Origin of the sequence: Caldivirga sp. MU80, from assembly GCF_001663375.1 — an archaeon.
In the GTDB taxonomy this organism is placed as follows: domain Archaea; phylum Thermoproteota; class Thermoprotei; order Thermoproteales; family Thermocladiaceae; genus Caldivirga.
Map to the genome: position 1 here is coordinate 47,177 of NZ_LCTF01000011.1, position 10,376 is coordinate 57,552.

At 46.1% G+C, this 10,376-nt stretch carries 7 protein-coding genes, 1 tRNA gene and 1 pseudogene; 4 read left to right on the forward strand and 5 right to left on the reverse strand.

Going from position 1 to position 10,376, the window contains the following annotated elements; translation table 11 throughout:
• The first annotated feature begins 243 nt into the window (after nt 1-243).
• A complete protein-coding gene (locus AAX04_RS04670; RefSeq protein ID WP_066794726.1) occupies nt 244-1,290 on the forward strand; it encodes a phosphate uptake regulator PhoU in 1,047 nt (348 codons plus the stop codon).
• On the opposite strand, the gene AAX04_RS04675 is transcribed toward AAX04_RS04670, so the two are convergent.
• Genes AAX04_RS04675 through AAX04_RS11850 form a run of 3 tightly spaced genes read right to left on the reverse strand, consistent with a single transcriptional unit; the run spans nt 1,264 to nt 5,445 of the window.
• On the reverse strand, nt 1,264-1,881 hold the full coding sequence (locus tag AAX04_RS04675) for a hypothetical protein (RefSeq protein WP_066794729.1): 618 nt from the start codon (nt 1,879-1,881) through the stop codon (nt 1,264-1,266). The genes AAX04_RS04670 and AAX04_RS04675 overlap by 27 nt on opposite strands.
• Nucleotides 1,882-5,277: a DNA-directed RNA polymerase subunit B gene (locus AAX04_RS04680; RefSeq protein ID WP_084761203.1), complete on the reverse strand. Its 3,396-nt coding sequence runs from the start codon at nt 5,275-5,277 to the stop codon at nt 1,882-1,884.
• Between the two features lie 12 nt (nt 5,278-5,289).
• Nucleotides 5,290-5,445 carry a hypothetical protein gene (locus AAX04_RS11850; protein ID WP_156519696.1) on the reverse strand — a complete coding sequence of 52 codons (156 nt, stop codon included), beginning with the start codon at nt 5,443-5,445 and terminating at the stop codon, nt 5,290-5,292.
• Between the two features lie 320 nt (nt 5,446-5,765).
• Between AAX04_RS11850 and AAX04_RS04685 the strand changes: the two genes are divergently transcribed.
• Nucleotides 5,766-7,535 (forward strand): DUF2070 family protein, encoded by a 1,770-nt coding sequence (locus tag AAX04_RS04685; RefSeq protein WP_066794731.1) that lies wholly within the window; start codon nt 5,766-5,768, stop codon nt 7,533-7,535.
• Between the two features lie 78 nt (nt 7,536-7,613).
• Here the strand turns inward: AAX04_RS04685 and AAX04_RS12575 are convergent.
• Nucleotides 7,614-7,988: pseudogene (locus tag AAX04_RS12575) on the reverse strand (zinc ribbon domain-containing protein); the annotation flags it as partial.
• Between the two features lie 108 nt (nt 7,989-8,096).
• On the opposite strand from AAX04_RS12575, the gene AAX04_RS04695 reads away from it, so the two are divergent.
• Nucleotides 8,097-8,220, forward strand: a tRNA-Pro gene (locus AAX04_RS04695).
• Nucleotides 8,221-8,289: 69 nt separating this feature from the next.
• A complete protein-coding gene (locus tag AAX04_RS04700) occupies nt 8,290-8,598 on the forward strand; it encodes a DUF2175 family protein (protein WP_066794737.1) in 309 nt (102 codons plus the stop codon).
• Here the strand turns inward: AAX04_RS04700 and AAX04_RS04705 are convergent.
• Entirely contained in the window at nt 8,536-9,864 is a 1,329-nt protein-coding gene (locus tag AAX04_RS04705) for an RNA-guided endonuclease TnpB family protein (RefSeq protein WP_066794740.1), read from the reverse strand. The genes AAX04_RS04700 and AAX04_RS04705 overlap by 63 nt on opposite strands.
• Nucleotides 9,865-10,376: the final 512 nt, after the last annotated feature.

A 10,376-nucleotide genomic window follows, 5' to 3' on the forward strand; every position in this document is an offset into this window, starting at 1 on the left:
GCGAAATAGGCATTAATAATGTGATCGTTTAAAATAACAATAAGCCGTATGTTGAGTAAAGTGTATAGAACCCGGCACTGTGTTGAAGCTACCTGTTGGTGTCTCTGGGTGTGCCTAACTTCAATGTATAATATTTAGACTTAGTTTTTAGATATAAGCAATGGTGATTACTGGGTAATAATTGATCCTGCCTATTAAGCATAAAGTATTTATAGGAGTGCGGGGTAGGTAACGTGATCTATAGTGTCACTTGAGTCCGAGACCAGGAGAATACAGTTAACCGGTGGATCAACATTAATAGTGTCATTACCTAAGGAGTGGGCTAGGCAACTTAACCTACAGCCCGGTGATGAGGTTATACTCCTACCGCAGAGGGATATGTCACTACTACTTGTGCCTAAAAAGACCATTAGGTCGGCTTTCAGCGAGGCTAAGATAGAGGTTACTGACGAGTTGGCTAAGGGTGATAGGCTAACCAGGATAACACTCGGCTATTACCTAGCTGGTTACGACATCTTCAGACTCTTCTTCAATCAAAATACCATAGGCATGAAGAAGGATATCAAGGACATTGCAAGGAGGAAGTTAACCGGCGTTGAGATAGTTGATGAGGGTAGGAATACGTTAACCCTTCAAAACCTCATAAACGTACCTGGTGACATAAGCATCAATGACATAGTCCTGAAGATAGTTAGGGTTACCGAAAGCATGCTTGATGATATTAAGGTTGCGTTAAGTACGATAGATAAGAATATTCTAATAGACATAGTTGAGAGGGATAATGAAGTTGACAGGTTCTACTGGTTATTAAATAGGATGCTTAAGAAGTTGACCACAAGCACCTATTACGCATCGGCCTCGGGTATTAAGGACCCGAGGACAATACTTGACTATGCCCTCATAAATAAGTCACTTGAGAGACTTTCCGACCACATAGTGCAGATAGCGAATGAACTGCTCCAGGTGGGTCAACAATACATTATGGGTATTCCTAAGGAGCAGAGGGATAAGGTTATCGAATATATTGATAAGGTAATGGAATTAATAGGTATCCTAAGTAGGTCACTTTCATCACAACCAAGTAGCGTCAATGAGATAAATAATTTAATAGATTTAGCCAGAGAGAAGGCTAGGGAGGTTAGGGGGCTTCAGGGTAGCCTAAGGGAGTATGAGACCTCACCATCAATAATAGCATCCTTCGATTCAATACTCTACAGTATAGCCAGGATGCTTGAGTACATATCGGATATTGGGGAGGCATTACTAAACATTAACATTGAGGTTGGTTAGCCTAGTTAAATGAATAGTTGCCACATCTTCAAACATCATGTGTGTGTTGCCTATGATATCTATGAAGTAGAGGGGTTTAAAGGACCTTAATGATGATTCCATGAACTCTAGGCCATCGCCACTGACGGTAAGTATAAATTCGCAGCATCCACTCTTAATAATGTTAATGACGCCTATCAACACGTCACCTCTATAGTTTCTGCATATTGATACATAGGCTGGGTCACCGCTACTTAGTTCATCCTCACTACACATTAAGTATGGTGTATTGAAGACGATTAAAGATCCACCTAACGGCCTTAGGCAATCCACTAAGTTACAACACACGGAATCGACATTGTTTAACCCCTCATCACTAGCGTACTTGGCCGTCTCCTTAGCCGCCGTGCAGTTTAGATCAGTGGCTATGAGCCTTTTGAAATGGGATCCATGCAGCTTGGCCACGTTAACAATTATGTACCCTGAGCCGCTACCTACCTCAATGAAGTACTCATACTGGTGTTTGCTAATTCTAAGGAATGCTAATACAACATTAAGCGTTTGATACGTGTCGTCCGATGGCCTGTATATGAAGTCTGGGAAGTAAGCCACTTAACCTACCGGTTCAGACAACTTCAACCTCGGGTATATCCCTAAGCTTATTAACTCCTGCAGGAGTAACTTAAAGGCATACGGTACTATGACCTTAGCTATCCTACCCTTATCACCGTGTATTGGACATACCGGCCTCTTCTTAAAGTCATCCCACCAAGCCATCATGCCACAGTCCTCACAGACGTACATAACGTACTTGTCACTGGACTCCACAAGCCTCTCCCTTAGTAGTGCGGCTGCACCATGAGCTATCAAGACATCCCTCTCCATTTCACCGAGCCTTAACCCACCCTCCCTAGACCTACCCTCAGTGGGTTGCCTAGTCAGTATCTGCATTGGCCCAGTGGCCCTTGCATGTATCTTATCAGCAACCATGTGGTGAAGCTTCTGGTAATAAACAACACCTATGAATATGTCGGCTTCAAGCTTAGTACCCAGCATGCCACTGTACATGGTTTCCCTACCACTCCACCTATAACCAGCCCTCATCAACATCTCCCTAATAACCCTCTCAGGCACACCCTCAAAGGGCGTGGCATCAATTAACGTGCCGTATAATGCAGCTGCCTTCCCTGCGATGGCCTCAAGCAACTGGCCAATTGTCATTCTACTCGGTAAGGCATGAGGGTTGATTATTATGTCTGGGGTTACTCCATTCTCGGTGAATGGCATATCCTCCATGGGCACTATCATGCCCACCACACCCTTCTGGCCATGCCTAGAGGCGAATTTATCACCCAGCTCAGGTATCCTAAGCTCCCTAACCTTAACCTTAATGAGCCTGAACCCCTCACTGCTCTCCGTTATTAACACCTGGTCAACGATGCCCTTCTCACCCCTTCTAACGGTTATTGAATTATCCTTCCACTCACCTGCGAGTTGGCTCTCAGCTAACGCACTGTAGAACCTCGGCGGGCTTATCTTACCGATTAAGACCTCCTTACTTGAGACGAAGACCTCAGGGGGCACTATACCATCCTCATCCAAGTGGGCGTAGGCCTCAGCACCCCTATAATCCCTAACCGTGGGTGGTGGGATCGTTATCTTATCGCTCTCACCCATCGGGTACCTCATGGCCTCGGTTTCATACGACCTATAGAAGATGCTCCTAAACATACCCCTCTCTATGGCGGCCTTATTAATCATGACCGCATCCTCTATGCTGTAACCCATGAATGAAACAAGGGCAAGTATCGCATTCTGCCCAGATGGCCTTGCACTATAGCCTATTAATTCAAGGCCCCTGGTGGTTACAAGTGGCCTTTCTGGGTAGAGAAGCAAATGCCCCCTGCTATCTATCCTGTACCTGTAATTAGCGTAGGGGAACCCAAGTGACTGCTTCGCCATTGCAGCCTCGTAGATGTTTCTGGGCGACTGATTGTGCTCTGAGTAGGGTATTATGTGGGCGGCTGCACCAAGCATGATGCTTGGTATTATCTCCATATGCGTATACCTGCTTAAGTCAATATCCTTAGTATCCCCTATCGTCACTAAGGCGTTCTCCTCCTCATCGGCATCAAGGTATTCAACTATCCCATTCTTAACTAAGTCGTCCCAAGTCCACTCACCCCGCCTTAACTTTTCAATATGCTCCTTCGTTAACCTTAACTTGCCGTTACTTATAATTAGCAATGGCCTCCTTAACCTGCCACCGTCACAGTTAACCCTAACTTCATTGAGCTTCTCGATGTAGCCGACATTAATTTCGTTACTAATGTCACCCCTCCTCCTAGCCTCCCTAATGGCCGCCACGAGCGCCTGGGGGTCCCTATGAACGCCGATTAACCTACCGTTGAGCAGTACGTTAGCTCCCTTAATCCCATTCCTCCTGGCCTCGAGGACATCAATAACACCCATCTCCCTTAGCATGGCCTCCACTGATGATTCATCAACACCAACGGTGACTGTTGCCATTAAGGCTAAGTTCTTAACTAGGCCGCAGTTTTGACCCTCAGGGGTTTCTATCGCGCATAACCTACCCCACTGTGTTGGGTGTAGGTCCCTTGCCTCAAAGTGCGGTTGGGTTCTGCTCAGCGAGGAAACGACCCTCCTCAGGTGGCTTATGGTGGATAGGTAATTTGTCCTATCAAGCATCTGGGTGACGCCCGTCTTACCGCCAACCCAATTACCAGTTGATAAAGCATGTTTAAGCCTGTCACTGATTATGTCAGCCCTAACTATAGTCCTCAACTCAGGTATCTTCCCCCTCGAGTATTGCTTCTCAAGCTGGTTCCTAAGATCCTGGACGAACTGGGCGAATATTGACCTGAACAATTGTGCAAGTAAATCACCCACTAACCTAACCCTCTTGTTAGACATGTGATCCTTATCATCTGGCTGCCTCCAACCCTTGTAAAGCTCAATGACACCGGCCACCGCTTGGCCTAGTTCAATGGCCTTGCTTAACCTAACCTTATCATCAGGTGAAGTGCCTAGGTGGGGGAGGAAGTACTTATCCAAGTACTCAAGCGCCCTCTGGATCCTAACATCCCTTGGGTGCCCGAGCACTATCCTCCTGCCAATGTAGTCCCTAGCCTCATCCACGGTTGGGGCTACTTGAATAGCCATCTCAAAGGATGCAAGCAATTCCCTCTGGACCTCTTCATTATCACTAACCGCCAGTGCGATGTCCTGGTCCTTCTCTAGGCCAAGAGCCCTCATAACCACTGGGAAGGGCATCCTGGTGGGTATCTTGGGTATTTGGACGTAGATAACCCCATCCTTATGATACTCAATGGTTACTGTAGTCCTGTAGCCGGGCCCCATTGATATTATCTTGGCTCTAGGTATCTTGGTGGCACCCCTCTCATCGAAGTCATATATCGGCTTGTTTAATGCTAAATCCTCCTGTGAAACCACAACCCTTTCGCTGCCGTTAATTATGAAGTAGCCACCTGGGTCATTAGGATCCTCAAGTTTCTTCATCATAGCCTGCGGCCTTAGGCCATATAGGTTGCAGTACTTGGACCTAACCATTATTGGTAAGTCCCCGAGGGGGACTGTCTCCGTGTACTCCTCGCCATTGATGTAAAGCATGACCTTGAGCCTCATGGGTGCTGCGTAGGTTATGTTCCTTAACCTAGCCTCCATAGGGTATATTACGTTCTCAACGCCTGTCGGTTCCTTAAACCTTGGCTTACCGACCTCAACATCAGTAAACCTAACCTTAATGTCTCCCAGGTCTATGTTGAACTCCTGTATTATCTCCTTGAGCTTCCTATCCACGAAGTCATTAAATGAGTCCAACTGATGCCTAACCAAGCCGTAACTCCTTACGAAGGATTCAACCAAGGTCCACCTATCTTCACTTGGTATGTATCCTCCAGCGTCCTCCACCTTAAGTACCGGTAATGGCAGTAATGGCGTTTGAGAATCTCTCCTAGCTGCACTCACAAGCCAACATCATCACTGAGTAGGTTTATAAACTTTCATCTCCAATGAAGCCTTAACATGCGGTGATACTAGGCACTCCTCTATGCAGTCTGAAAGGCAACTCTCATTGACCCTAATATCACTATCGTAGCACTCCGCAACGCAAATCTTGATGCACTCCTTGTTCATAGACTTTAACGTACACTGCAAGTATTTTTATACTTTCCCTCGGAATGTAAGGTATTACCGCTAAGTATGAGCGAGACCTGTTTAAGTCTCCTTAGGGAAAGAAGCCATGAGGAATCAGCGATTACAAACCCATAGTGCAATTAATACTCATGGTTAATTACGGGTTAATTACGAAGAATCGCTGCAACATGGATAGGCGACGCAGAGCGCTTTGGGCAAGTGTATTAAGGCATCCTCATTAAGCAAGGAAGAGCTAAGGGATTAGCCCTTTAGTGATGTTGCGAATATTTTAATAGCCCAACGAAATTTAGGCTGATGAAATGAGTAGGAGATTTGAACGGGGTTATAGAGCAGTATTTGGCATTCATGCTGGCGGCTTAATTAGGTTAATCAGCGTAGCATCGATGATAATCATCCCCACTGTGGTACTTCATGAGATCGGGTTAGGACTTCAATTCTCAGCAGTAGTATCACTATTTTACCTCCTGACATCGTTAATATTAACATTAGCAACCATGAAAATTGCCGGGGTTGGTTCATTTAAAATGTACTACACCATAGTGGGCATAGTTATGGTGGAATCGGTAATCATAGATTCAGTCATGAGCATTATAGAGAGGAAACCCATTGTGATGGCTGGTACCTTAGCCTCGCTGGTGCCTTTATCAATGGTTGTCTCGCTATTGAAGGACCCAATTGGGGTTAGGCCAACCACAGGCTATCTAACAGACCTAACACTCCTCCTCGCCATAACAGTACTGCTTCAATTACCCATATACCTAATCCTAGATTCATTAACTTACGTATACGTTAACATGGTTAAGGTGATTTACCTTGATCTAACACTCCTAATAGTGTCCATTTTAATAATGCTCATGCTTATAATGATTCATAAGGTCAGTGGTACGTTAAGCTACTTAAAGATGTTCGGAGCCTTCATATACACAATGATAACAGGTGACGGGTCCTTCATGGAGTTCCACCTACTTAAGTCATCCAAGGACGCTAATGTTAAGATTCACGTGGTTCACCTAAAGGGTAGGGGTGATGATGCATTTGTGGTTGTGCCATACGTTCACACAGGCCCTATCAGCCACGTGGGTGGCGCCGACTTCATACCCCTACTGGTTAAAGCAGCTAAGTCAATTAAGGCAAGGGTTATTTACCTGCATGGCGTCGGTGGCCATGAAGTTGACCCGGCCTCGTACGACGATACGGTGAGCATAGTTGGCAGCATAAGGCAGGCTATGGTTAAACTCAGGTTAGGTAACCATTCCTACGTCATTAAGGCAAAGCCGATAATGACCGTTGAGTCTGGGGATGTTAGGTTACTGTCGATACCCATAGCTAATGGTAAGAATCTGGTGTTCGTCTCCAGGTTAAAGAAGTCAATGGATGACATACCCACCCACGTTTATAATGAGGTGGTTAAGAGACTTGGCAGTGACGTAAGCAGGTTGATAATAATCGATTCGCAAAATAGCTTTAGTAGTGACAATACGTGGAATGATGAAGACATTAATGACCTAATTAACGGATTGAAGAGGATACTTGATACACCTGATGAGGAAGGTGAATTAAGGGTTAAGGTATCTCATATACCCAGAAGTAAAATACCTGGTTCATTCATGGAGATAGGGGATAACGGAGTGTATGTCATGACCATCACTTTTAATGATGAGAGGGCCGCATTGGTCATTATTGATGGCAATAACATTAAACCCACCCTTGCTGATGAAATTAGAAGGAGACTAAGGGAGGAGGGGTACATTGCTGAGGTCGCCACAACAGATAATCATCAGTATACGGGCTTTTTTGGCAAAATAGGCTACCGCGTTGTTGGTGATGGCGTAAGTCAAGGTGACTTAATTAGGTTAATCCTAGATACGGTTAAGGGCGGTGAGACTGAAGATACTGAGGTTAGTTACATGGAGTTTGAGAATAAGGTACATGTGGTGGGTTCAGATGGGTTTTACGGCATGACCAGGGCTGCCTCGAGTGCCGTTAAGCTACTGCCATTGCACGCATCACTACTATTCCTAGCACCCATAGTGCTATCCATAGTAGCCACATACCTAATACTACATTAACAGTAATATACCCAAACCTCCAGATAACCATTTGTCCCCATACTTAATTACGGTTGAGTGTTGGGGCTTGGTCCTTAGCTACCTACTGAGCCTTATGGTGGGTGGGTCATGGGTTTCTGTCGAGCACAATGGCATGGGGCTCCCATAACTAGCTTTTCTTCAGGTTATGGAGCGAGGCAGCATCCCTATGCCGTAGCTCACCACCCATGAGGCACCTACTAACCCTCGGAGCATTGCTTCCATCGGGTTGGTAGTTGATCTTAACCCCGTGGATGGGGCATTCAGTGGAGGTAAGGCGAGGGTTTACTAGGATCACTCCATACTCCCTAGCCTTCTTCATTGAGGTGAAGGCAGTGTGGTAAATCCTCATAACCATGCGTTCTGGAGCCACTTAGGCAAGTCCCCCAGAACTATAGCACCCCTAGTTTCAAGGGTCTCTTTAACGATTAGCTTAGGCCGAACATAAAATATTTAGGTGTGAACAGAGGGCAGTCAATCAGTGCATTGATTAAGCACTCTATGGGTAAAGTTAATAAACCGTGACTCGATGAGTTAAATGAGGGGGCCGTAGTCTAGCCTGGTTAGGACGCACGGCTTGGACGCCACCACTGGGTACAGTTTGCATTGCCCAGTGGGGTGGGGCATGCCCGTGTGATCCCGGGTTCAAATCCCGGCGGCCCCACCATGGGGGTTGTTAATCCAAAGCGAACGTTAAACTAAGGTTTAAATTAAACTTAAATCAGCATGAAGCATTATGTCGTCCCTAAGGACCCAAAGGAGGTCGTGGAAATGCTACCTCTGCGGTACTGATATAGTTGAGGGACAGAGGTTCACCTTCACAAGCAGGGGGCCTATACACTGGGAGTGCTTCAGGGTTGAGGTGGCTAAGGCATTCAACAATAGGATACCAGAGGACGGGGAGTTCCTCCTAGAGTTAATAGACTACTTCAACGAGGGTATAGTAAAGATTAAGGAGGGTGAGTACAGGATGACCCCCTCCCTACCTCAGGGAGGTAGGGTTAATCTTGGGGGTCTTGGTTGTTTCCCCCTCTTTGGGGGTTAATGGTTTTACTCCGTTAGTGGTGACCATGTAGCCGAGTATTTTTGTTGGCATCGGTACTTCGTAACCGGCTCTTTTTGCTATGTTTCTTGCTGCGTTTAAGTCGGCGTTGATTCCTATGCCAGTTGTCTGGCATATGTAGAGTCCTCTCTTCACTCTACCATTCTCATGCTTCATATCGCAGATGGAGCATTGCCTACTAGTACCGTATTCATTAACAACGTTGAGCCTTATGCCGTATTCCTGCAGCACCTCACCCAACCACCTAATGATTTTGCTGAACCACCAAATGTTCACATTATACTCATTGCCATTGTCCTGACCCACTAGGTAAGGGTAACCAACGAATACCTCATCAATGCCCATCTGCCACAGTGTCTTGGCTAGGAACCTAATTGCAGTGCGGTAATAGTGCCTTAACCTCTCCCTTCTCTTAAAAACAGCATGAAGATAAAATGCATGATATTTGTGCCATGTCTTGAAGCCACAATTCCTCAACCAATCCCTAATCGCCTGGTAGGTGCCTATTTCCCTCTTCCACCAGTAGTACTCAGCCTTTATTGTTGAGCCTTTGATTAAAATGGCGGTGTCGCTGTGGTTGAAGACAACTGCAAACAAGTTGTTTAAGCCAATGTCTATGAATGCCTTATTACTGCCCCTAGGCTTCTCGATCTGCACCTTCTCGTAAACACCCATCACGTAACCCCTCGGGTTACTCCTCACTGGTTTGGAACCAACCTCAATTGGCACGTATGCGAACCACCTATTGTCCTCAAGCTTAATCATGAGCATGCCTTGCCTACCACTCCACTTAACCCTACCAGCGTACTTTATTTTCAAACCCCAGTCCTTTAGGACCAAGTAACCCTCTCCACCATTCACTTGTTCAAGGTAGTATCTGTCGTTCCTCACTAAAATGATTAACCTCCTCTTGCCTAGTAGCTTGTCCTTCCAGAAGCCTGGTGGTGAGGGCTTACTGTTAAACCTCGGTAGTTTGCCTTGCCTGTACAGCCTGAGTGTTTCGAAGAATGAATCCCAAGCCCAATTACTCAACCTTACGACCTGACCAGCATTCACACCTAGCTTATCCTTGTACTTGTGGTAAAATTCATGCTCCGTTCCTTTGAAGTCTATTTTGCCCATCATCCTAAACTGCATAAGCCTAGTGTAATTCAACTCATTCCAAAGCCTAGCAGTGGCATCAGCTAGCTTCCTCAGCCTCCTCTCCTGGGCACCACTAGGCAGTAGCCTAAGCCTAACAGTGCGCATATTTTCATCTCTCAATTTCCTACTCCCCTTTAGTTTAGGAGTGGAGGAGGAAGGTGTGCCTAGGGTAGTGAAAAGGGTGGGGTATCGACCCACCGGCTCATCCAAGGAAGAAAAAGGCACCAACCCAGGCACCAGGAAAAGCAGACAAACAAGGCAAATTAAAGGATAACCAGAAACAAAAATACCGGCCAATAAGCTAAAACTTTAAACAAACCAAAAAAACAAACACCACCCCTAGAAGGAGCGAGACTCAACCATTAAAACCCGTCAGCCTTGAACTGTTAGGAATCTCCTCCCTAACCAATGATGAGTAGTGACACGTCTGAGTAATGAGGATCGAGGGCGTGGCTGAAAAGGGCTAGTTACCCTGATGGTAAAGTCCATGAAGTAGTATTGCTAGTGAAGAATCAATGCATCATTAGTTGACCCTGGCGCCCCGGCCGGGATTTGAACCCGGGTCTCGGGCTCGACAGGCCCGCCTTAGGGTGGATAACCCACTATCCTAGACCAGG

Excerpts from the sequence above, each read along its gene's own strand:
- AAX04_RS11850 (WP_156519696.1), bottom strand. The coding sequence starts at position 5,445 with ATGAACAAGGAGTGCATCAAGATTTGCGTTGCGGAGTGCTACGATAGT.
- AAX04_RS04685 (WP_066794731.1), top strand. The coding sequence starts at position 5,766 with ATGAGTAGGAGATTTGAACGGGGTTATAGAGCAGTATTTGGCATTCAT.
- AAX04_RS04700 (WP_066794737.1), top strand. The coding sequence starts at position 8,290 with ATGTCGTCCCTAAGGACCCAAAGGAGGTCGTGGAAATGCTACCTCTGC.
- AAX04_RS04705 (WP_066794740.1), bottom strand. The coding sequence starts at position 9,864 with ATGCGCACTGTTAGGCTTAGGCTACTGCCTAGTGGTGCCCAGGAGAGG.